Source organism: Flavobacterium sp. GW821-FHT12A05, assembly GCF_058807735.1.
On record NZ_JBXAQY010000007.1, the window covers coordinates 364,830 to 387,775 of the forward strand.

17 protein-coding genes are annotated in these 22,946 nt (G+C 33.0%); all 17 read right to left on the bottom strand.

Annotated elements, in window-relative coordinates; all coding sequences use genetic code 11:
* Positions 1-128: 128 nt before the first annotated feature.
* The 17 genes from AC1RRQ_RS18010 to AC1RRQ_RS18090 all read right to left on the bottom strand — a co-directional run bounded on the left by AC1RRQ_RS18010 (position 129) and on the right by AC1RRQ_RS18090 (position 22,943).
* The gene (locus AC1RRQ_RS18010; RefSeq protein ID WP_493024405.1) at positions 129-743 is read right to left on the bottom strand and encodes a hypothetical protein; all 615 of its coding nucleotides are present in this window, start codon (positions 741-743) and stop codon (positions 129-131) included.
* A complete protein-coding gene (locus AC1RRQ_RS18015) occupies positions 733-1,236 on the bottom strand; it encodes an RNA polymerase sigma factor (RefSeq protein WP_493024406.1) in 504 nt (167 codons plus the stop codon). Before AC1RRQ_RS18015 ends, AC1RRQ_RS18010 begins: the two co-directional genes overlap by 11 nt.
* Before the next feature lie 6 nt (positions 1,237-1,242).
* Positions 1,243-2,103, bottom strand: a complete 861-nt coding sequence (locus tag AC1RRQ_RS18020; RefSeq protein ID WP_493024407.1) for a TraB/GumN family protein — start codon at positions 2,101-2,103, stop codon at positions 1,243-1,245.
* Between the two features lie 221 nt (positions 2,104-2,324).
* Positions 2,325-3,461 carry an aminotransferase class I/II-fold pyridoxal phosphate-dependent enzyme gene (locus tag AC1RRQ_RS18025; RefSeq protein WP_493024408.1) on the bottom strand — a complete coding sequence of 379 codons (1,137 nt, stop codon included), beginning with the start codon at positions 3,459-3,461 and terminating at the stop codon, positions 2,325-2,327.
* A gap of 73 nt (positions 3,462-3,534) precedes the next feature.
* Positions 3,535-4,173 carry an NAD(P)-dependent oxidoreductase gene (locus AC1RRQ_RS18030; protein ID WP_493024409.1) on the bottom strand — a complete coding sequence of 213 codons (639 nt, stop codon included), beginning with the start codon at positions 4,171-4,173 and terminating at the stop codon, positions 3,535-3,537.
* Between the two features lie 208 nt (positions 4,174-4,381).
* Entirely contained in the window at positions 4,382-4,663 is a 282-nt protein-coding gene (locus AC1RRQ_RS18035) for a F0F1 ATP synthase subunit delta/epsilon (RefSeq protein WP_493024410.1), read from the bottom strand.
* A gap of 81 nt (positions 4,664-4,744) precedes the next feature.
* The gene (gene atpD / locus AC1RRQ_RS18040; protein ID WP_493024411.1) at positions 4,745-6,256 is read right to left on the bottom strand and encodes a F0F1 ATP synthase subunit beta; all 1,512 of its coding nucleotides are present in this window, start codon (positions 6,254-6,256) and stop codon (positions 4,745-4,747) included.
* Positions 6,257-6,492: 236 nt separating this feature from the next.
* Positions 6,493-8,046 (bottom strand): G-D-S-L family lipolytic protein, encoded by a 1,554-nt coding sequence (locus AC1RRQ_RS18045; protein WP_493024412.1) that lies wholly within the window; start codon positions 8,044-8,046, stop codon positions 6,493-6,495.
* A gap of 87 nt (positions 8,047-8,133) precedes the next feature.
* Positions 8,134-10,971, bottom strand: coding sequence for a TonB-dependent receptor domain-containing protein (locus AC1RRQ_RS18050; RefSeq protein ID WP_493024413.1), 2,838 nt, complete (start codon positions 10,969-10,971; stop codon positions 8,134-8,136).
* Positions 10,972-11,287: 316 nt separating this feature from the next.
* The gene (locus AC1RRQ_RS18055; protein WP_493024414.1) at positions 11,288-11,989 is read right to left on the bottom strand and encodes a hypothetical protein; all 702 of its coding nucleotides are present in this window, start codon (positions 11,987-11,989) and stop codon (positions 11,288-11,290) included.
* Between the two features lie 3 nt (positions 11,990-11,992).
* On the bottom strand, positions 11,993-12,919 hold the full coding sequence (locus tag AC1RRQ_RS18060) for a hypothetical protein (protein ID WP_493024415.1): 927 nt from the start codon (positions 12,917-12,919) through the stop codon (positions 11,993-11,995).
* 13 nt (positions 12,920-12,932) lie between these two features.
* Complete coding sequence (locus AC1RRQ_RS18065; RefSeq protein WP_493024416.1) at positions 12,933-13,682, bottom strand: hypothetical protein; 750 nt, start codon at positions 13,680-13,682, stop codon at positions 12,933-12,935.
* Positions 13,683-13,893: 211 nt separating this feature from the next.
* Entirely contained in the window at positions 13,894-14,271 is a 378-nt protein-coding gene (locus AC1RRQ_RS18070; RefSeq protein ID WP_493024417.1) for a hypothetical protein, read from the bottom strand.
* 92 nt (positions 14,272-14,363) lie between these two features.
* A complete protein-coding gene (locus AC1RRQ_RS18075; RefSeq protein ID WP_493024418.1) occupies positions 14,364-14,930 on the bottom strand; it encodes an REP-associated tyrosine transposase in 567 nt (188 codons plus the stop codon).
* A gap of 31 nt (positions 14,931-14,961) precedes the next feature.
* Complete coding sequence (locus tag AC1RRQ_RS18080) at positions 14,962-15,606, bottom strand: hypothetical protein (RefSeq protein WP_493024419.1); 645 nt, start codon at positions 15,604-15,606, stop codon at positions 14,962-14,964.
* Between the two features lie 175 nt (positions 15,607-15,781).
* Positions 15,782-16,498, bottom strand: coding sequence for a hypothetical protein (locus AC1RRQ_RS18085; protein ID WP_493024420.1), 717 nt, complete (start codon positions 16,496-16,498; stop codon positions 15,782-15,784).
* Positions 16,499-16,502: 4 nt separating this feature from the next.
* The gene (locus AC1RRQ_RS18090) at positions 16,503-22,943 is read right to left on the bottom strand and encodes an FG-GAP-like repeat-containing protein (RefSeq protein WP_493024421.1); all 6,441 of its coding nucleotides are present in this window, start codon (positions 22,941-22,943) and stop codon (positions 16,503-16,505) included.
* Positions 22,944-22,946: the final 3 nt, after the last annotated feature.

Here is a 22,946-nt window from a genome sequence, read left to right on the forward strand (position 1 = left end):
GATTTTTATTTTTTTTAATCAATCTTGACTTAACAATCAGTGCAAACCTCCTGCATCTATTTATCTGTTGGCCATCAGCAAAAATACCAATAAAAAAAGAAACCCATCATTACGATGGGTTTTGTTTATTATTCTTCTTTTAATTCGTCGATCACTTTTCTTATTTCTTTGGCATACTTTCCATAAAATGTATGAACCCACCATTCTAAACTTATTCCCATAAAAAGAACACAGAAAACAACAATAAAAAAGAATGTAATCAATTGGCCGGTTGTAAATTCATGATCGAAAAAGCCCGGGATTTTTAAAAATGCATAAAAGTAAAAACCTACCAAATACAAAATTAAAAAAGGCACAAGAGCAAATCCAAAAGTTTTATACAATTCCATATTCAGCCTAATATCAAAATAGGTTTCGTACAAACTATCTTTAGTTTTCAATGTAATCACGCTTAATCTTTTATAAAAGAAATATAGTTTCACTAAATAATATGTACAAACCGCCACATACAAGCTGTAAATCAGATAATAAAAGAAAACCATTTTTGGTGCAAAGTCATAAATTAACGGAACGAATGCTACAATCAAAATCGATATAATTTGATATATAAATTCGTTCTTGATATTTTTTTTGATTTTATCCAAAGGCGTGTTTGCCGATTGTATTTTTTCTAAATTGTTTGGAACAACCACATTATCTGTTTTCTCGTTATTCCATGCATTTTGTATATCGTTAAAATCCATATCCTTGGTTTTTAATTATTTCTTTTAATTTTTCCTTTGCCCTATTCAGTTTTACCCTTGCATTTCCCTCGGAGATTCCGAGGTTTTCGCCTATTTCTTTATGTGAAAATCCTTCTAACTGATAAAAAATAATAGCCTTGTCGATTTTTTCCAGTTTTTGAACTGCTTTATAAAAATGTTCGATCTGACTTTCTTTAAGGTGAGAATCGCCTTCATCTTCTTTTATATTATCTGAAGCGATATCGTATTTATCAACTTTCCGTTTCTCTTTCTTTAGGAAAACAATGGCCGTATTTACTGCAACACGATACATCCAGGTCGAAAATTGGCTTTCGTTCCTAAAAGAATCATACGATTTCCAGAGCTGACAAATAATTTCCTGAAATAAATCCTGCTGATCGTCATAAGTGTCCATGTACATTTTCGAAACTTTGTACAAAATTCCTTTATGACTTTCTATCCGATTTAAAAATTCTTTCTCCCTGTCTTTCAAAATCTATTACTTCAAGATTGGTTTTACTACGTAACCAGCTTTTCTTAATAAATTAATTACTCCAAATTCTCCCGCTAAATGCCCCGATCCTACAGCAAAAAAGACACTTTGCTTTTTCATTAATTCGGGCATATTTTTTACCCAGTTTACATTTCTTCCGTCCAGAATAATCTTTTTCGTTTTCTCGCTTGTAAACTTTTCGTCGGTTGTATTATCGTATAATAAATCGACATTTTCTGTTTTATAAGCCGAAATTAATTTTGTGGTTTCTTCTGGTGTCGATTCTCCAAGCATTGCGATCATTTCGTCATTTGTATAAGCATTCTCAAGTATCGCGAATTGTTCCTTTACAGTTTCTAGTCCGCCAATTTCAATATTTCTTTTCTTAGCTTGTTCTATAAATTCCATTTCGTAGAATTTTAAATCTGTACAGCCAAAAGTTTTCATCGAAATCAAACTCATTACGGTAAGCAAACTAAAACTATCGACTTGCTGTATTGTCATTCCGGTGCTTTTTTTCAAAATAGCATCTAGTTTGGTTAATTGTTCCGGAGTAAGTTTTTTACTCAAAGGTTCTTTTCCCATTGCCAATTGCTGCATTTCTAACATTTGTTTTGGATCTGAAAAATTGATTTCCAGCATTAGTTTTTCTGAAGACTCAAAAGCTTTTTTTGTTTTATCTGTCAAGAAATAATCCGGAGAGCAAATCATGTGTATGGTTCCGTACAAATAAGACGGTTTTGAAAGTCCGTTTCCGGAAACTTCCCATAAAAGTGAGTTTTCTAATTTTGGAGATGCTGTTTGAGCTTGAGTTTTTGCTCCGAAAAGAAGTATTGTAACTATAAATAACTGGAATAAATTTTTCATTTTGAGATGAATTAGGTTGATAAATGAAACTCATTTTGTAATTACAACTCGTAAGTACAGGAATTAACGAAACGTTACAAAAAAAAACCTAAAATTTATTTTGGCCCGCTGGTTTTACTGATTAACATTGGGTTTTCAAAACCAAAATGTCACCCTGAGCGAAGTCGAAGGGCTCACTAACTCTAAATGGCTTCGACTTCGCTCAGCCTGACAAAGACACCTTAAAATATAAAATCTCTCAAAAGTCCTAATACCGAAATAATCTCTTCTTCAGAATTATAACTATGAATACAAAAGCGAAGACGTTCCTGACCTTCTGGAACTGTTGGAGAAAGTATAGGTTTTACATCAAAACCTTTGTCTTGTAATTGCTGCGCCAGTTTCTTTACATTTTCATTTCCCTGAACGATAGCAGATTGTATTGCCGATTTACTTCGGACAAACATTGGCTTTAAACCCAATAAGTTTTTCTGCTGATTGAAGAAAACAATATTCTGACGTAGTTTTTGAATGGCTTCTTTTTCGATTTCTAATTGCTGATAGGCTGTTAGAATAGAAGCAACAGAATGCGGAGATAATCCTGTGGTATAAATAAAACTTCGGGCAAAATTTATTAGATATTCTTTAAGTTCCGGACTTCCGAGTATAACTGCGCCGTGACATCCGAGTCCTTTTCCGAAAGTCATGATTCGGGCAAAAAGGCGGTTGTGTAATTCTAAATATTGAGTCAGTCCTTCTCCTTTTTCACCAAAAACGCCTAAAGTATGTGCTTCGTCAACAACAAGATAACAATTGTATTTTTCAGAAAGCTGTACCAATTCTTCCAGATTGGGGCTGTCGCCGTCCATAGAAAAAACCGTTTCGGTAACGATATAAATATTGGTTTCAGGAAATTTTAGAATTAAGCGTTCTAAATCTTCAAAATCATTGTGATTGAATTTATACGATTTGGCATTTGACATTACAATTCCATCCCGAATTGAGGCGTGACTTAATTCATCGTACAAAATAACATCGTTTCTTTGCGGTACAGCGCTAAAAAAACCCACATTGGCATCGTAACCCGAATTAAAAATTAAAGCCGATTCTGCGTCATGAAATTGCGAAATAAAGTTTTCTGTAATTTGATACAAAGAATGATTCCCCGAAATTAATCTGGACCCCGTTGCACCATTCTGAAAAATTTCATTTTCGAGCAAGTACGCATGAGTAAGTTTGAAAATCGATTCTGATTTTGAAAAACCTATATAATCGTTAGAAGAAAAATCGATTAGGTTATTAAACACAGGAAGTTTTCTCAGCGAGTTATTCTGCTTTCTGTTTTCCAGTTTCTGATTGAGGTTTTCAGGTAATTTCATAAAAACAAAGTTATGAAATTGAAATTTATATAAAACAGCGGGTTTTATACTTCCCGCTGTTTGCTGCTTTATTCTAAATTGCACTTATAAAAGGCGATTGTCTGCTGAAATTTGACTTTTCCATTTCTTGAGTCATAAAAACGCCAATATCAAATGCACTTATTTTATCTCCCAAACAATCTTCGAGATTTACTGTTATTTCAGAACTATTATCTGAAAATTCAATAAACGGAACGCGAACCTGCGTCCAGTTTGCATCGCTTTCCTCCAAAAGATCATACGCTTTTTGTCTGTCTTGCTGAATAATTGGGAAATTAGTTTTCATCCAATCTGTTGCCATAATTGTTTTGGGACTTTTTTTATCAAAGGGTGTATCAATATTAAGTCCGGCAAGCAGAACGTAACGGTCAATTTTAAATTCTTTCATTGCCTTTAAAACATTTTTTGTTACCTGACTTGCAACCAAAGGTTCGTCTTTTCTCTGTCCAATCGTACTTACAACGGCTTGACAGTCTTTCAGCAATAATTTTATGGTTTCAAAATCGAGCGCATCGCCTTGGATAATTTCAATATCAGGATTTTTGATTTCGAAATTTTCAGGATTTCTTAATAATAGTTTTACACTAAATCCTTTTTTTAATAACTGGTTTACAAGAAATTTTCCAGTTCTTCCGCCGCCACCTAAAACAGCGGCTTTTGATATATTTTTCATAGGTATTCTTTATAAAATTTGACATAAATAATTTGCGCTTTATGAGATCAATAAAGCGAAAACATAAAAGCTTACTGAGCTTTTACAATAGAATCGATATTTTATAAAGAGATTTTAATGCTTCAAAAGTAAAAAATTTCTTTTAAAGTAGTAAACAAAAAAAAGCCAGACATTACTATCTGGCTTTTCATTTATTATAAAAATTGTATTAGTCAACTAAAACAATTACTTTATTGTCTTTCATTTCGATTGTACCTGACGTAATCTCTAATGTATAAGTTTGGTCATTAACTCTCGTAAATTTATCCGCTACCTCTTTAGAAAAATTAAAGCTTGAAGCTGCAATTTTTATAGTTCCTTTTTCTAGAATAGAAACAATAGGAGCGTGATTATTCAATATTTGAAAGCTTCCGTTAACTCCAGGAAGTGTAACTGATGTTACTTCTCCTGAAAATAATTTTGCTTCTGGTGATACTATATCTAAAATCATCTTTTTTTAGTTATGAGTTATAAGTTATGAGTTATAAGTGAGTTGGAACTCATAATTTATAACTCATAATTCATAATTATATTAAGCTTCAGCTAACATTTTTTCTCCAGCTTCGATAGCATCCTGAATAGAACCTTTCAAGTTGAAAGCTGCTTCTGGAAGGTGATCTAATTCACCGTCGATAATCATGTTAAATCCTTTGATAGTATCTTTAATATCTACAAGAACTCCAGGAATACCTGTAAATTGCTCTGCTACGTGGAACGGCTGAGACAAGAAACGTTGTACACGACGTGCTCTTGATACAGAAAGTTTATCTTCTTCAGATAACTCTTCCATACCTAAGATCGCGATAATATCTTGAAGTTGTTTGTATTTTTGAAGAATCTCTTTTACTCTTTGCGCACAGTTGTAGTGCTCATCTCCTAAGATATGTGGAGTTAAAATTCTTGAAGTAGAATCTAACGGGTCAACCGCTGGATAAATACCTAGCTCAGCAATTTTACGAGACAATACAGTTGTTGCATCTAAGTGGGCGAAAGTTGTAGCCGGCGCCGGGTCAGTTAAGTCATCCGCAGGAACGTAAACCGCTTGTACAGATGTAATAGATCCTTTGTTTGTAGATGTAATACGCTCTTGCATAGCACCCATCTCTGTTGCCAAAGTTGGTTGGTATCCTACTGCAGATGGCATACGACCTAAAAGTGCCGATACCTCAGAACCTGCCTGCGTAAAACGGAAGATATTGTCAACAAAGAACAATACATCTTTACCTTGGTCAGATCCAGCTCCATCACGGAAATACTCAGCGATAGATAATCCTGAAAGTGCCACACGTGCACGAGCTCCAGGCGGCTCATTCATTTGTCCGAAAACGAAAGTAGCTTTAGACTCTCTCATTCCCGGCATATCTACTTTAGATAAATCCCATCCTCCATTTTCCATAGAGTGCATGAAATCATCACCGTATTTAATAATTCCTGACTCTAACATCTCACGAAGTAAGTCATTTCCTTCACGTGTTCTTTCACCTACTCCAGCGAATACTGAAAGTCCACCGTGACCTTTTGCAATATTGTTGATCAACTCCTGAATCAATACTGTTTTACCAACACCTGCACCACCAAACAATCCAATTTTACCTCCTTTTGCATAAGGTTCGATCAAATCGATTACTTTAATACCTGTGAATAAAACTTCAGATGAAGTTGACAAATCTTCAAATTTAGGAGCTTGTCTGTGAATAGACAAACCGTTTTCTCCTGTTTTTGGCAAGTTTCCTAAACCATCAATTGCATCTCCAATTACATTAAATAATCTTCCATATACGTCTGGACCGATTGGCATTTGGATTGGATTTCCTGTTCCAACTACTTCATATCCTCTAGACAAACCGTCTGTAGAGTCCATAGAAATGGTACGAACAGTGTTTTCTCCAATGTGAGATTGTACTTCTAGAACTAATAAAGTTCCATCTTTTTTAGTGACTTCTAGTGAATCATAAATTTTTGGAAGTTCAACATCTTTACCGTTGAAAACTACGTCTACTACTGGTCCAATGATTTGAGCAACTTTTCCTATTACTTTTGACATTACTTATGTGTTTATTAAATAGCTATTTAGGTTTATCGAAAATACCTCTTTTTTCAGAGCGCAAAGATAATTTTTTAAAATATAAAATCAATTTTTTTTTCATAAAAAATACCACGATTTTGTTTGATTCATAAAACTTACCCAAAAAACAAGCAAAAAAGCATTTTTTTAATAGAAAGAAAAAAACCGCTTCATCTTAAAAATGAGCGGTTTTTTGAGATCAAAAATCGTTATAATTATAATTTCGCCGGAAACAGAACCGGATAATTCCCAATATCTACACCTTTTAAATTTGAACCGTATTTACCATTAATTGCCTGAATAAATTTATTAGCAATAAAAGCATACCCTCTTGGAGAAGGATGAACTCCATCTAAAGAAAACATACCTCCCGTAACAAATGTCGCTTTTAATGTAAAATTGTTCATTGTAATACCACTTGGCTTATTTAGATCTGCCATAATTGATTCTGCATCAACAATTGCTAAACCATTTGCTTCTGCAACTGCTTTTATTGTTGAATTATAAGCTGCTGTTGCCACTCCAATTTCTGCTACTTCAGAAGGAAGTAAAACATATCTGTCAGGCAAAGGAAAAGTAACTCCTAACTGCGATAAAGCAGGAGAAGGCGAAGCAATTCCATCAAGTGCTACACTTGGAACTTTTCCAATTCTGCTGGAAGCCCCCAAAACAATTAAGTCAGTAGGAAGCGCTTGTCTCGCTCTTCCAAAAATCTGCCCCATAACCGTAGCGGTAGTCGCATCTAATCCGCCGCCCATCAATACTGTTTTTAAACTTGCCGACAAATCAGGCAGAGTTTCATCTACAATTAATAACGGATTATTTCCAGTTGTAGACAAAAGATTAATTCGGCTTCCCTGCCCTAAAAAAACTAAAGCATTACGCAATGGCCCGTACAATTGAGCGTTTAAAGTATTTACTAAGCTAACTCCTCCGGCACTTAAATTAGCCTGAGTAAGTTGATTATATGCAATTACATGAAAATGAGGAAGAGTTGTAATAACAGGTAAATTAGCCACAACACCTTTTCTTCCACCAGCAACAAGCTGCGTAACCAATCCTTTATATGCCGCATCGAAAGTGGCAGGCGGCGTTAAAGGATTCACCGTTGGGTCTCCACCAGCAGTTGCATATCCTAATTCATCATTTCCTCCAATCCATAATGAGAAGAAAGTAGGATTTTGACTTAAAGCATCTGCCAAAACTGTAGTTGTTGCACTTGAAGCAAAACGAGCAAAATAAGGATTCGCCGTTCCTGCAGCTACCCCGGCCGGATTACCATAACCAGGCGCCAGCAAATGAAAAGATTTAGCGCCAGGAACTCCTAAATTATTAAAACTACCCGTCAAGTGAGCTGTAACTTCTGTTGTTGGCACTCCACTAACAGGATCAACAGTTGAAACTGGATGCTCCGGCGTAACAGTTGTATTAAAATAAAAACGAGGTCCGGCAATAACATTTCCTCCTAACAACAAACCTCCAATATTATCTTTTGTAAAAGGCGTTGTAAATGTTCCTCCTCCTGCCAAAGCAAATTGCTGTGCCAAGATATTAGGATATGCACCTTCCTGTCCTTTAATAAATAGAGCATTGTCACTAAAACCCGCTGCAAAAGAATCTCCTAACGCAACATATTTAGAAAAATTAGCAGAACCAGATGTCAAAGGCTGACCATCTGAAGAATCTACAACGGTAACCGCGTCATCGTCGCTGTTACAGGCCGCAAAGGTCAACGAAACCAATAAGAGCCATTTGAAATTTTTTATCATGATTATATATTTTTAAATTATTTCTTTCTAAAAAGAGTCCTTCATTGAAAGTAAATAATATGATTATAGTATTTTAAAGATTTTCAATTACGGATTAATTGTCCAAGAAGCAAAGTATTGCTGTCCTATTAATCCAGCCCCAATTACCTGATAGTATTCTTTACCGCCAATGTTCGCCGCTCCTAATTTCACAACCGATTTTAATTGTGGAATTCCATAATTAATCTGAGCATCTATTACTGTTGCAGATTTGATTATACCATCAGCAAATCCTGCCTGCCATAAATATTCGCTATTCCATCTTCCGCTGACATTAAATCCAAAATTTTTGAATAATTTTTCATTTCCAAGAGAAACTTTAACTCTATGTTTTGGAGTATTGAAACCAGCCTCAAAACTTGGATCTTTTGCCTGATCAAAATCAAATTGAGCGTAATTATAATTAACTCCTAATTCGAAGTCAGAAACTATTTTTCTAGAAAGACCAACCCCAAATCCTAATGAATGAATTTCTACATCTGAGTTTGTATATAATTGATACGTTCTATATTCTCCGTTTTGAAGAGCACGTATAGATTGTGCGCCTGCATCAGTAATCGGATTACCAGGTATTGGCAAGTTTGGACTATCCTGTGCTGTTCCATAGAAAGGAGAAACCACATTTAAATTACCTATAAAATTATTGTAGATATTATAGTAACCATTAATATCGATTGACATTCCTTCAAAAACAGAACGATATCCTAATTCAAAAGCTTTCACTTCTTCCGGTTTAACAAGATTAGCTCTTGATTTCGTTAACAACGCAGCCGCTGCAACAGGATTAGTTCCGGCCATAGCAGAAAAAGCGCTAACAGAACTTGCTATATACGAATTGTAATAAGCATCGTTACCATTCATAACTTTCGACGGACCTCCATTATACGCCTGACCTTCTGCACTAAGATTAAATGTTTCATTAAATCTTGTTAAGTTATCCGGAGCAGATCCAAGCAATACTGCGTTTCCGATATTAAATCCGATATACTGATCCTGAGTTGACGGGTTTCTGAAACCTGTTTGGAAAGATCCTCTGAAAATATGATTTTTTCTTTCACCTGCCGAATATACCAAAGACAAACGCGGTGAATAATTTCCATCAAAGTTTTTAGATTTATCGTAACGGATAGAACCTGTAAACTTCAATCTGTCGTCCATGAATTTTTTCATTAACTGAACGTAAGCGCCATATTCGTTATAATCAATTGGTCCATTTGCATCTGTGTAGATTCTTCCGTGAGAATTTAATTCATAAGCTCTAAATGATCCCCCAGCCTGAATTTCTGCGAATTTTATTAGATCTCTGAAATTGTAATTAACATCTGAATGATAAATCTTTGAATTATCTACCAATTTTGAACCAGAAAGAACATCCGCTTCATTTACAACCTGATTAAATGCGCTTTGAAATTGAGGTGTTCCTGGTAAAAAACGTCCTGTATCAGCTGTAGCTCTTGCTGCAGCATGAGCTTGCTGCGGATTCATTCCTCCTAAAGTTCCCTGAATGAAAGCTCCTGCATATTGACCAAACCAAGTATTATCGTCTTTCCATTTTCTGTTTACATTAATCCCTGTAAAAACCATATCGTAAGAATGTCCTCCATCTTCTGAAGTCATATAACCTCTTAAGAAAAAGTTTTTTCCTTTAAATTCTAATTTATGCTGCTGCATAAAAAAATCATTTAAATAATATCTGTTTGCTCCTTGATAAACCGCATTACCAGTACCAAATTTACTCTGCCAGATAATTTCTAATCTTTCATCACCAAAAGGTCTGCCGTGAAAAGAGAAATCAACTTTTTTATTCGCTGCTTTATTATTAGTTAAATCTATTTCGTTATATCCGGTTCTGCTTACATTTGAATTTGGAAGAAGATTAGATGCTCCTGCAGGAATTAATCCCATAGCTTCTAATTTTAAACCAACCCCTTTAATGTTTGTAGAAGCCTCATCACCATATACGTTGATACCATCGTAGTTAGGATCTGTTCTATCAACACCTGATCTTGTTTTATCATTGTAATTTGTTGCATACCAATCTGTAGCCTGCATATAAGTAAAATTCGCTTTTGCTGCAAAATATTTATTAAAAGCATGAGCGAATCGAATACCAAAATCATAGTAACTATTTGTACCCGCTGCCTCTTGTGAAGTTACACCATATTTAAAATAAGTTGAAACACCTTGATAAGTAAAAGGGCTTTTACTATTCATGAATAAAATTCCGTTGAATGCATTTGCTCCGTATAAAGCTGACGATGCTCCAGGAAGCAGCTCCACACTTTGAACATCAATCTCAGAAACTCCAATCATATTTCCTAAAACGAAATTCAACAGCGGAGATGAGTTATCCATACCGTCTACCAATTGCATAAAACGAGTATTGGCAACGGTTGCAAATCCTCTGGTATTTACAGATTTAAAAGTCATACTACTTGTATTCATCTGCACCTCTTTTAAATTCTCTAAACCATCATAAAAAGATGGCGAAGCAGTCTTCTTAATATCCTGAATACCCATTCTTTCAATTGTAACAGGAGATTCTAAAATACGTTCAGGTGTTCTTGAAGCCGAAACCACGATCTCATCCAGCTTATTTTCTTCACCTTTTAAAACCACATTTACTTTTTGACTTGCCGATGTTACATTAACTGTTACCGTTTCAAATCCTACCGCCGAAACTTTTATCGAAAAGGGCAGCTTAGCATTTGTAGTCAATTTAAATGTTCCATCAAAATCAGTTGATGCACCAGTACTGCTGCCTGATACAACAACATTGGCACCGGGAATAGATTGTTTGTTACCATCAGTAACAGAACCTGTAATTGTATTCTGCGCAAAGGATATTCCGCTGAAAAACAACATAATTAGCAAATAGACTCTCATTAGGGTTAGGTTTTTGGTTAGTTTTATTACTAGTTTGTATAGCCAAAATACAAATAATTTTAATATTAATAATAAAACGTTAAAAAAAACCAATATTAAGTACAATTTTTGCAACAATTTTAACTATTTCGTAATTACTTTTATTAGATTAAAATCAATATTTAATTACAATATCAACAACAATACTATGCATACATATAAAATTTCGTAACATTTTTGAGAATTTAATAAAAATACATATCGCAGAAAAAAAATTTGGCAATAAAAAAAAGCGAGACCTAAATCTCGCTTTTTTAACATTATCTAAGCTTTTAACTTACTTAGACTTTACTTCTTCTACTTTATCTAATCTGTTTTTCAAATCAATGATTTGTTTATTCTGCTCAATCATATACAAAGTCATTTCTTCGATTTTCTGAAGAAGTTTTGCATTCATTTCTCCAAGGTTAATTCCGTTTTTCAAAACCTCTTCTTCACTTGGAATATTTTCTAAATGTCCTTTTTCAGCAATATGTTTTTCTACTTCAATAAGGGTTGGCAGATTGTATTCTTTTTTAAATACAAAATCAGACCAGCCATCCATATCTACATTCACTTCCTGCGAATGGATTGTTCCTTTTACATCTAGTTTGTTTTTTGGGTTTAGTTCTCCTATGCCAACGTTACCATTATCCATTATAGTGAAACGATTACCACACATTCCTCCAGCGCAACCTAAATCATCATAGGCCCAAAACTGTAAGCTATTTCCGTAACCGCCTGTCATATTATAAATATTCCAACTGGTTGCAGAACCAGTACTTGTTTTTAAAGGGTTTTTTAATTGTAACTGACCTCCTATAACATCTGATACAGAACTAATAATTGCTCCCTGAAATGATGCATTCCCCCTTACATCTAATTTATGGGATGGATTTGCCGTACCAATACCTACATTGTCACCATTAGCAGGAAAAATACTTTGAGCAAAAGTAATTTGCGAAACAAACATCACAAATAATAAAACAAATCTTTTCATTGTTTATTTTTGGTTTTTCTTTAATAATTCAATTTCTTTTTTCATTTCAATCATATACAAAGTCATTTCTTCTATTTTCTGCAATAACTTCGCATTCATTTCGCCAAGGTTAATTCCGTTTTTCAAAACTTCCTCTTCACTTGGAATATTCTCTAAATGTCCTTTTTCGGCAATATGTTTCTCTACTTCTTGAAGTGTTGGCAAATTGTATTCTTTTTTAAATACAAAGTCTGACCAGTTATCCATATCTACATTTACCTCCTGCGAATGGATAATTCCTTTTACATCCAGTTTGTTTTTGGGATTTGATTCTCCTATACCAACATTGCCGTTGCCTAAAATTCTCATCTTTTCTGTTTGCCCCGTCAAATGAGAATCTTCAGTAAAAAATTGGAGTCCGTAATTGTTACTTCCTGCATTTTGAGTAATAGATCTAATTGATGTACCTGTGGTATCAAAATTGCTTATATTTACTGAATGTGCCACCATAATAGAAGAAACACCATCAACATTTTCAATATTTCTTATTAATAAATTTCCTCCAGAAACATCAAGTTTTGCTAAAGGATTATTCGTTCCTACTCCCAAATTACCTTGAATACTTTGATTACCCACAAAATCATTAGCTCCTTTAGTTGCTAATTCAATCCAAGGATTCCAAGTATTAGCATCCCCATTTTTGGTTCTAAAGGAAATATGACTACTCCAGTAATCACTACTTATCTGGGTATCGTAATTATTATCAAATCCTCCAAAGCTAATAAGAGAACCATTCCACGGGGTTCCCGATGTCGCATAGGAAAAGGTATATCCTCCTTTAAAATTATCCGCGGTTCCTGCAACCCAAATATGAGATGTTGGTTCTAATTTTTGTGCATTTAAATTAGAAATTAATAATCCCATTACAATTGTAAACAACAGTTTTTTCATGTTCTTTTTTATATCATTTTAATTTTTCTTCAATATTAGACAATCTCTCTAAAACATTTTTCAAAACTTCATTTTCTTTTTCCAATAATTCAATTCGCAAAGATTGTTTATTATTATTCTTTTCCTGTTCAATAGCATAAAGCGTCAATTCCTCAATTTTTTGCAGCAATTTAGAATTCATCTGCCCTAAACTAATTCCGTTTTTCAAAACTTCCTCTTCACTTGGAATATTCTCTAAATGTCCTTTTTCGGCAATATGTTTCTCTACTTCTGTAAGCGTTGGCAGATTATATTCTTTTTTAAATACAAAATCAGACCAATTATCCATATCTACATTTACTTCCTGCGAATGGATAATTCCTTTCACATCCAGTTTGTTTTTGGGATTTGATTCTCCTATGCCAACGTTACCATTATCCATTATAGTGAAACGATTACTGCACATGCCTCCAACACAACCTAAATTATCATAGGCCCAAAACTGTAAGCTGTTTCCGTAACCGCCTGTCATGTTATAAATAATCCAACTATTTGCCGTACCACTGGATAATTTAGAAGGATTTACAATTCGCATTTGCCCCCCCATTTCACCTGACCTGGAAGTTGTAATTGCCCCACTAAAAAAACCATCACCACGCACATCAAGATCATAAAGCGGTTCAGTAGTTCCAATACCTACAGAACCTGCGGTTGGAAATCTATTTTGAGCATAACTCAAATTTAATACTAAAAAAAAGGCATAAAACAGTATTCTATTCATCATTTTAATTTTTATAATTTATATTAATAGTTCTTTTTTTCTTTAAATAATTATGCCTTTTAAGTTTCAACTGCATCCTTTATAATGACATAATAATAGTTTTCATTTTTGTTTGATTTTCTTCTTTCAAAAATCAACTTCTTTAGATTGTTTGTTAATCTTCTTTTTTATTTTATTTGAAAAATTAATTACACTAGGGCAATATTTCTCTTAATCATTCTTTTGGAACAATCAAGTTATCTTCGATATTTACAATTACCAAACCTGATGATTTATAAACTAAAAAATTAAAATTCCCCTTTTTCTTCACTATCGAATCTCCAATATCAACCTTTTTATAGCAATTATTCCAAACGTTTACTATCTCTCCTGATTTCAATTTTAATTTACAAATTGAATGATCTGAAGAATCTATATACTTATTGACAACAAATCCTTTATATTCATAATTTATTTCATCTTCATAATTTACCATATCTTTTGATTTTTGAAAAAAAGAAATAGTAATCAACAAAATAATTAAACCCAAAACACCTAAATTCCAATACTTTTGTTCTTTACATGGTACCAAACCATTCATCCAATTGCTCATAAATATTAAAAATTAAATGTCCATGTTCTTGATTCTGTAAAGAATGCCCCAACACCCTGCTACCGCACGAATCCTTTCGTGTGGTACAACAGCTAAACATCAAACATCTTAAAAACAACTATATCATCAACCAAACCTTTTTGTCCAGAATAATCAATTGCACTGCTATATACATAATCTTCTGCTTTATAAACCAATCCCTCCTCAACAGGGTTAGCATGTACATAATCTATCTTTTGCTGAATTACTTTATTACTCCAAAGCTCAATTGGTTTATTGTCATGACGCCAAAACTGATAATGCTTTACATTAGAACTTTTTTCTGCTTCTTTTTTAAAAAAATCTAATAGAAACTCTTTTCTACTTTCTCTGGGATTCTCCTGTATACTTTTAACTATAGATTGACTAGTAAATCTTTTCAAATCTCCAATCAATAATTCTGGGTTTTGCCCATTTACACTCCTAAAAACTAAATGAACATGATTTGTCATAATACACCACGCATGAATTTCTAACCCTTTCTTTTTTTGGCAAAACTCCAGACTTTCCAAAAACAAATCTTTATATTCATTTCTTGTAAATACATCTAGCCAACCTACTACTGCAAAACTTATAAAATACAAGCCTTCAGGATTATGAAATTTGTAATTTCTACTCATTTTTAACCTTTATAAAAAACTAGACTTTAATCTACATACTGCCACACGAAAGGATTCGTGCGGGAGCGGGGGAAACTCCATGTTCTAACTCAATTTTTCGTTGCCATGCTCGTCTTTCTTTTTTTTCTGTTTTTGGGTCTTTATTCTCTATTCCAAATTGTATATAGAAATACTTTTTTCTCTTTAAACCAATCGATTTTCCAATAATAAAATTAGGAAACACAGAGAAATACTCATTATAGTCTTTTACACTAAAGTTATAGTTTTCAATGGCTTTATTTATAGCATCTATACAAGCTCTTATTTTAGGATTATGAGATGTATCTTTATCTTTTAAATAAAAATCTAAAAGAGGCAATGCATATTTATTAGCCAAATATTGATGATAAATGATCGCAGAATCACATTCCCTACCTTTATAATTATTATATTTAGATAGAATTTCTTCTAGACTATCTAAATACTTTATATTTTGTGGTCGTTCTTTAATTAAACCATACAACAAATATTGTCTTTCGTCTTGCAACTTTACAACTTTACTCCAATTCTCGTTCAGTAAATTTAATTTAGTTTCTAAATTATTCCTTGCATGATTTTTATATAACAACCATATTCCTGTTACAACAAGAATGACCAATATTAATCCTTTAAGTAAAAATGAAATTATTTTTTTCATACTAATCTTTTATGTTATTCCCCCCGCTACCGCACGAATCCTTTCGTGTGGTAGATCCTAGCAACACTAATAATTATAAAATTTATAATTATCTACTCCCCTTTAGTCTTTACAAAAAACTAGACTTTAATCTACATACCGACCAGCAAGAAAAGATTATACCTATCAGAATATTCTATTCAATGACCTTTATTGGCACTTTATTCTTGGACTCTAGAATACCATGATAAACTTTTACATTATTTTGTTTAATAGTTTCTAATATATCCCTAGGCAAAACTTTTTTATAACTCATACTATCACTAGAAATTGACACTTTGGAAAAATACTTTTGGTTATCATTTAAATCAATAAATCCACTACGATTGCCATCAAACTCCTTGAAATTTTTCATAAAAATTGGATACTCAAAAAAAAGCTCTTCATTTGGATGAATAAAAATTCTTTTATTTTCTTTATCAAATGCTTCAAAATAATCTAAATTAGATTTATATCCCAACCATATTCTAGTTGAATCTGCTTCATTCATTAAAAAATTATAGAATAATTCCGTATTGAAATTCTTGTAAAAAATTCTTCTTTGTTTATACGTTATCTCTTTTCCATCCTTACTATAAACGCAAATATTTATACCATTTTTATACAAACCCATTTTAAATACATCTGAACTTTTAATCACTTGATTAATATAATATGTATTTGAAGAATTATTTTTTATAGAATAGCGAATAATATTCACTGTATCTTTTATATATTTATTTGAATATGTATAAAGAGTATCGTTTTTAAACATAATTTCTAAATCGCTCTTTGAGATATTCGTTTTTTCATCACAACCACTTAAGCTGTAAAAGCTTATAAAACACAATAAAAATCTTTTGTAATTTTTCATATTATTAATTTCTTTTTTTATTCCATTGAATTTTCATACTAGTAAAGTATTTTTTTAATCTTTCAAGAACATATCCTTCAGAATCTCCCATTCTAAACTGATATGAATATGCATCTAATTCCATCATATCCCATCTACCCCCTTCTCCTAAATGACCAACATCGTAAAGTTCAGTCCAAGCATCGTAACGACTATTGTAATTAATACCTCCGATTGTATATGGCTGGGAATATTGAAATGCATGTCGATATTCATGAAATAAAACACCTGCAAAATGTAAATTATTCTGAATAGAGATCAATCCAGCGTTTAAATTTACTCTTCCGTGTTCAGTAATGGCTTCATATTGATTTCCTATTAAATCAAAAGAGTGTTTTGGACTTCCTCCATTTCTATAAGCTTGATCCAAACCTTTAACATTTTTAAGTAACTTAGCAATCCCATTACTCGAAACATCAGCTTTAGCATAAGGATCAATACCTCCTTTTACAAATCTATCAATTAAACTAATTCTAGATTGGGCAGAATAATTACCGCCATTGATATTCGCATAACTACTCAAATTAGGAGGAGGTCCGTGCTGTTTATGGCGACCCAAAAAATTATTAAGACTAATTTTGTCTTTTCTCCATCTATCCCAATTCTTCAAATTAAAATTTTTGCTAAGCCATTTGTCAATTCCATAATCTTTACCAAATTGCTCAATATCAAAAGGAGTTCCTGTTTGATCCCCAGGACCAATGTTAATTCCACAACCTTTACAGTCTCCTCCACTACCTTGAGATGCATTCCCACTTGGGTCTGTATACAACAACGGGTTATTTAATACATAACCATATTGGTTATAGTTTTGGGTATTAGTTGGATCTTGTATATAATTATCGACCTGTAAAAATCTATGCAGCATTGGGTCGTATAATCGTGCGTTCATATTAATAAGACCAACGCTCTGCAAATGTTCATGACCGGTGTAGCCACGGTCTAAATTAGTCAATCCTGTAAGTGTATTTCCTGCACCATCCTGCACTTTTATAATACTTCCCCAGGCATCGAATAAACGCTTTTCGAGCAAATTGGCATTAGCATCTGTTATCGCAAGAATAGTACCTTGGTAGTCACGATGTAAATACGAAATATTTGGAGCTGTGTACACCCCGTCATTTCTGGCAATTATAGGAGCCGAATAAGCATCGCCCCCTATATAAGCAATAAATTCAGTAACACCGGTTTTTATATTCTCTTTGATCTCCATCGTTCCATCGGCAGAATAATGTTTACGCAAAGACCTTAGTAATTTATCGTCTAAATTACCATAATACATTGTGCTTCTTTGATTATTATCATTGTAGGCAAAACTTATTTTATCAATAGTAGTTTCAGTAATTTCTAGTGGGCTTTTAAAAGCATTATAAGTAATGTCTAATTTTCTTTCTTTCTTGTCATCGTTAAAAGTTCCTGTTCTATTTGCATAATAGTTGTTGGCTTCTGGACTAAGGGTTATAGAGATGTTTTGATATGGTTTTGCTTTATCATAATTATAAGTTCCCAGATTATTATCTTTTATTTTACCTGACGCTTCGTAATTTTGTGTTTCTTCGACTCCAAGCTTATTTGTAAATTTTACAAGTCTGTCTATTTCGTCATAGTCAAAATTTTCTGTATAATTATTAAAGGCACTATTGGTGCGATTCTCTAAATTATCTGTTTTAAAATCGAATTTTGTATTCAATGTCAAAACATTCCCTTTATCTCCTGTCGTTTTATCATACTTTATTTTTGATACATAACCATTCGTATCATATTCATTCGTAGTTTTTATACCATTGCCTAAAATACTTTCCAGCACCTGGCTTTTGGCATTTAAGTCGTTAATCTGCCATAATACTTTTTTAGTTCCATCATGCACAATTTGATATAAACTTCCATTTTTGTATTTTCTTTGTGTAGCAATACTAATCTTTTTTGTTCCTAGTTGTGCCTCCTTCGTTTCTACATCAATCCTGCCTAATCCATCATAAGAAAATGAGGTAGTAAATTTAGAAATGCCTGTTTTATCTTCAACAATTTTTATTACTCTTTTAAAAGTATTATCATAGGTATAAGTTGTAATAATTTCTTTTCGTCCCTCAGATTCTTTTTTATCAGTAAAAGTAATTTTAGAAAGCAGCTTTGTCGACGAATCGTAATCGTAAACAGTTTCTGTCTCTGTTCCTGAACCTACAACTGTTTTCTTGATTGGTTTACCATTGCTGTCTCTAGTTATTGTAGTAACCACTTCGCCATTTTTGCTGGTTTCTATTTCCAGTTCTCCCAAATCGTTATTTTTGTAGGTATATACCCCAGCTGAAGGGTCTGTAATTTTAGTTTTATGCCCCCAGCCATCTTGTTCTATCTCTATTTTTACACCGTTATAATCTGTTTGTTTTAAATTTCCGTTGGCAAAATAGTCATACTTAATTGTTCCTCCGGTAGTTTCAGTAGAAGAAACGAGGTTACCAATGGCATTTTTTGTTAAGCTTTTTGTTTTTTGTCCATCGATAATAGTCGATGTTAGAGCATTGTATAAAGCCGAAACTGTTCTTGTTGTAAACGACTTGCTTTCCTCCGGCCTGCTGTATATATCAAATTTAGTTACATTCCATTGAACTGGTTCTGCACCAAAATACGGTTCGCTTGTTTTATAATTTCGATCAAAAATATCATACATAAATGATACTGACGAAAAGTTTCCGTTAAGATCATTTTGTGAAGTTTTTATTTTTCTGCCAAGATCATCATATGTTTCTTCGCTTGTACTTCCATCTAAAGCATCGGTAGTGGTTAAAACAATCGTTTTTTCAGCATTCCTTTTATAATCATAACTTATCGTTTTATTTAATTTATCATCTTTTGCTGTACGCTTTTTAAACCAGGCATCATAAGTAAATGACGTACTTAAGCCGTAAGGATTCGTTTGTGATTTCAATGTCCCAACGGGGTTATAAACAAATGAAGTAGAAAGTTTTTCATTGTCTGTTACTTTCGTTAAAAACCTGCCCGAAGTATCATATTCATAATTTGTTTCTCTAGGTTCAACACCAACAGCAACAATTTTTTTCTTAATAATATTCCCAAAGCTGTCGTAATCATTGTATTCTGTTACAGCATTAGTATTATGCCCTCTTCTTTCAATTTGTTTAATAAGTCCAACAGAATCGTAATCATATTTTTCTTGAGCATTCATTGTGCTGCCTGCAATAGAGACATTTTCTGATTTGCTTAATGGCCTTCCAACAACATAAGGCCATCCTAAATCATCGTTATAGTAAGCCACATCCGAAACTGTTGTTTGAACTCGCGAAGAACCTTCATTGACAATAGTAGTAGTTTTTAGAGGACTATTAAATCTATCATAATCTATATGTTCCTCACTATTAGTATTTGTTAATGTATTAAATTGCTGATTAACTGTGTTTTTTAGCTTGAAAACTTTATTTGTCATAAGATTAGTTTCGTAATCTGAAATCGATTTTGTTATAAAGTCTGTTGGAGTATTAGGCGAATCATTAGCCCCCGGATTTATTTTTGCCAAAAATCTACTTCCTGATTTTATTACAGTTTTGGGTTTTAATTTAATACTTTTTGTGGCAATTAAATTATCAGACTGGACTACATTATAATCTGCATTTTCGCCTTTAACAATTGTAGCTGGTAATTTATCATTAAGTGTGGTTATCAAGGGCTCTCTAAAACCCCTAACATAATAATTTTCGATATTTGCTCCTCTTAGATCAATATCATTTTTTGCAATGTTTGAGAACATGGCTGTATTATCGTCATGCCAATCTGTGTGGCTTACTGATCTAAAACCAAAAAAACCAAGTCCTTCTACATTCGAGACGGCGCCATAATATGCAAATAATTTCTTTTTGTAAACGTCCTTACTTTGTTTCTCTAATTTAGAAACCACATAGAAATTAGGATCTACAAGAATATCTAAATTAGGATAACTTGATATTCCTTTACTTGACTGGTAAATAGTCGTATTTTGATAGGTATTAGCAAACTGCGAGTCTAATGGAATATAACTAATCGCCTCTTGTACTCCATTGCCTGTTGTTATATTGGTTAATAAATTTTGTTTTTTATAATTATAACCTGAACTAAAAAAATGTATTTTGCTTTGATTGAAAAAAGCTATTTCAAAAGTTGAGCTAATCTTGTTCCCTAAAATATTGGCGTTGTTTAATGACTGAGGAAGATAGACTGGGAGAGCATAAATATTAATATCTGGTCTTGAACTGGTTGAGGCATATTTTGGCTCACTGCTAAAATCACCATTTACATTTGCATAAGATAAAATTGTAATATAGCCGCTGTTATTTTGAACGTAATTCAAAGTTTTTATTAAATCTGTTCTGCCATCATTATTGCAATCTACTGCAAAATAATTATAAGTTGTACTGGAATCATTTTTACTAAAAACCGGCAGATATGTTTTTTCTTCTTTTATCATGGTAATACCAGTAGAAGTATACTTATACCATTGTGAAGAACCATAAGCTTTCGGAATCATAAAATCAGATTTTCCATCTCCATTATAGTCTCCCAACAAAATAGGAAAACTAGTCCCTCCAATAGAAGTGTTTCTATACAAGATAACAAGTTTACCTGTTTTATCTAAAGAATAAACTGTTAAAGTACCAAAATCAAATATAAATAAATCTGTTTTTCCATCTCCGTTAAAATCACCTACTTCTATTTTTGCAGTTGTTGACAATGCTCTTTCTAACTCGCCCAAAAGTGTTACAAAATCAGTTGTTTTGTCTCTTTTCAAATCGATGAAATAAATTTTCTTAGAGGTAAAGTCTCCTGAAAGACACTCTGTACCTGGATCCGTGCAATTTACATTTGTTGGATGTGGCATATCAATAGCTACAACATCTGTCAAGCCATCACCATTAAAGTCTCCTGAAATAATTTTTTTCGGAAAAATCGCCTCAGTCCCTCTCATTTCACTACATCCTGGATTACAAGTACTAAATCTAGCCGATTTTGGAAAACTTACTACCCTGTCGTAATGTTTTTCTATATTAATATTACCAACTATTTTATCCATACCATATACTGAAAAAGTATAGTCAGAAGCTGTTTTTTTTGCAACGACCCAGCCTTGCGGTAAAACTTTATTATCAGAACTCAAAAATGTAGCTGGAAAAATTTCATCAAAAACTCCAATTTTGTGTTCTAAACCCATATTGTAATTATTTCCAATTTCAACTCCGGCATACAACCAATATTTTGCTTTAGCATCGTTACCTATTGTTGGATAAACCAAACAATCCATTTTGCCATCACCATCAAAATCACCAGAAACAGCCGCAACATTTAAGGAATTTACATTTCCAATATTTAATGAAGTTGTTATATCTAAATATTTCATTTCCTCAGAAGTCATTTCATAATCAAAAACCGTTGGATTGTAACTTTTAGAACCATCACCGCTCGTTTCTGTTATTTTTTCTATACGATCTACTGGTCTAAATACTAAACTGTAATTTCTAAAACCTATTCCATTTGTAAAGACTTTTATCTCCTTAAGTCTTTTCCCTTTTATAACATTTTGCCCTCCAACATAATTATTTTCAGGAACTGCTCGATCTTCATAAATAAATCTTACCTCATTCATGGGAATAAGACCATATAAAGCTCCGTATTTAATACTATCAACATATAATGTATTATTTAACAATATGTAATTATAGTTAATTCGAACTCCCTGAGCATTTTGCCAATATACAATTGACCATTCCATAATTGATTTGGAATTTGTCGAATTACCATAATATGCCTTAGACCCATCTGGATATTCAACTAAAAAACTATCTGGTCCATAATTGGCACCATAAGGTGAAACACCATTGGATGTAATTTTAATATTCGAAAAATATTCTGTTTCATAAACTGTTTTATCTGCTCCATACACTCCTGTTGTTCCGCTTTTCACAACTAATCTTTGGCCATCTAAGGCGAATCTGTCTAATGCATTAAAATCTACAGGATCAATTACTCCATCATGAAATTTTGTAGCCGGAATTCTGGTTATAGAAGAAACCCCTGAAATATCCCAGCCGCGTGCAGCCGTACCAGCAAGTCCGTTTTGGCTATTGTAAGTTAAACTTACTTGAGGCTCTACATTATTAATACCTTTTGGAACTGCAATAGGAATTGAATAATTAGCATTCCCATTTAAAGAAACAGTCAATTCTCCCTCTGTTATACCAACCTCATTAGAGTCGCCTGTAGGTTTATTTGCTGATGGAAGAACTGCCTTTAATATTTTATTAGTTGGAGCTATAATCTCCTCTGTTTGATCTATCCTTTTTATTATTGTAGTCTCCGTATTTTGCCCAAAACCAAATAAACCAACTAATAAAAACAACAGGCTGATATAAAACTTCTTCATCGT

Excerpts from the sequence above, each read along its gene's own strand:
- AC1RRQ_RS18065 (WP_493024416.1), bottom strand. The coding sequence starts at position 13,682 with ATGATGAATAGAATACTGTTTTATGCCTTTTTTTTAGTATTAAATTTG.
- AC1RRQ_RS18045 (WP_493024412.1), bottom strand. The coding sequence starts at position 8,046 with ATGATAAAAAATTTCAAATGGCTCTTATTGGTTTCGTTGACCTTTGCG.
- AC1RRQ_RS18020 (WP_493024407.1), bottom strand. The coding sequence starts at position 2,103 with ATGAAAAATTTATTCCAGTTATTTATAGTTACAATACTTCTTTTCGGA.
- AC1RRQ_RS18075 (WP_493024418.1), bottom strand. The coding sequence starts at position 14,930 with ATGAGTAGAAATTACAAATTTCATAATCCTGAAGGCTTGTATTTTATA.
- AC1RRQ_RS18080 (WP_493024419.1), bottom strand. The coding sequence starts at position 15,606 with ATGAAAAAAATAATTTCATTTTTACTTAAAGGATTAATATTGGTCATT.
- AC1RRQ_RS18060 (WP_493024415.1), bottom strand. The coding sequence starts at position 12,919 with ATGAAAAAACTGTTGTTTACAATTGTAATGGGATTATTAATTTCTAAT.
- AC1RRQ_RS18055 (WP_493024414.1), bottom strand. The coding sequence starts at position 11,989 with ATGAAAAGATTTGTTTTATTATTTGTGATGTTTGTTTCGCAAATTACT.
- AC1RRQ_RS18010 (WP_493024405.1), bottom strand. The coding sequence starts at position 743 with ATGGATTTTAACGATATACAAAATGCATGGAATAACGAGAAAACAGAT.
- AC1RRQ_RS18085 (WP_493024420.1), bottom strand. The coding sequence starts at position 16,498 with ATGAAAAATTACAAAAGATTTTTATTGTGTTTTATAAGCTTTTACAGC.
- AC1RRQ_RS18090 (WP_493024421.1), bottom strand. The coding sequence starts at position 22,943 with ATGAAGAAGTTTTATATCAGCCTGTTGTTTTTATTAGTTGGTTTATTT.
- atpD (WP_493024411.1), bottom strand. The coding sequence starts at position 6,256 with ATGTCAAAAGTAATAGGAAAAGTTGCTCAAATCATTGGACCAGTAGTA.
- AC1RRQ_RS18070 (WP_493024417.1), bottom strand. The coding sequence starts at position 14,271 with ATGAGCAATTGGATGAATGGTTTGGTACCATGTAAAGAACAAAAGTAT.
- AC1RRQ_RS18025 (WP_493024408.1), bottom strand. The coding sequence starts at position 3,461 with ATGAAATTACCTGAAAACCTCAATCAGAAACTGGAAAACAGAAAGCAG.
- AC1RRQ_RS18050 (WP_493024413.1), bottom strand. The coding sequence starts at position 10,971 with ATGAGAGTCTATTTGCTAATTATGTTGTTTTTCAGCGGAATATCCTTT.
- AC1RRQ_RS18035 (WP_493024410.1), bottom strand. The coding sequence starts at position 4,663 with ATGATTTTAGATATAGTATCACCAGAAGCAAAATTATTTTCAGGAGAA.
- AC1RRQ_RS18030 (WP_493024409.1), bottom strand. The coding sequence starts at position 4,173 with ATGAAAAATATATCAAAAGCCGCTGTTTTAGGTGGCGGCGGAAGAACT.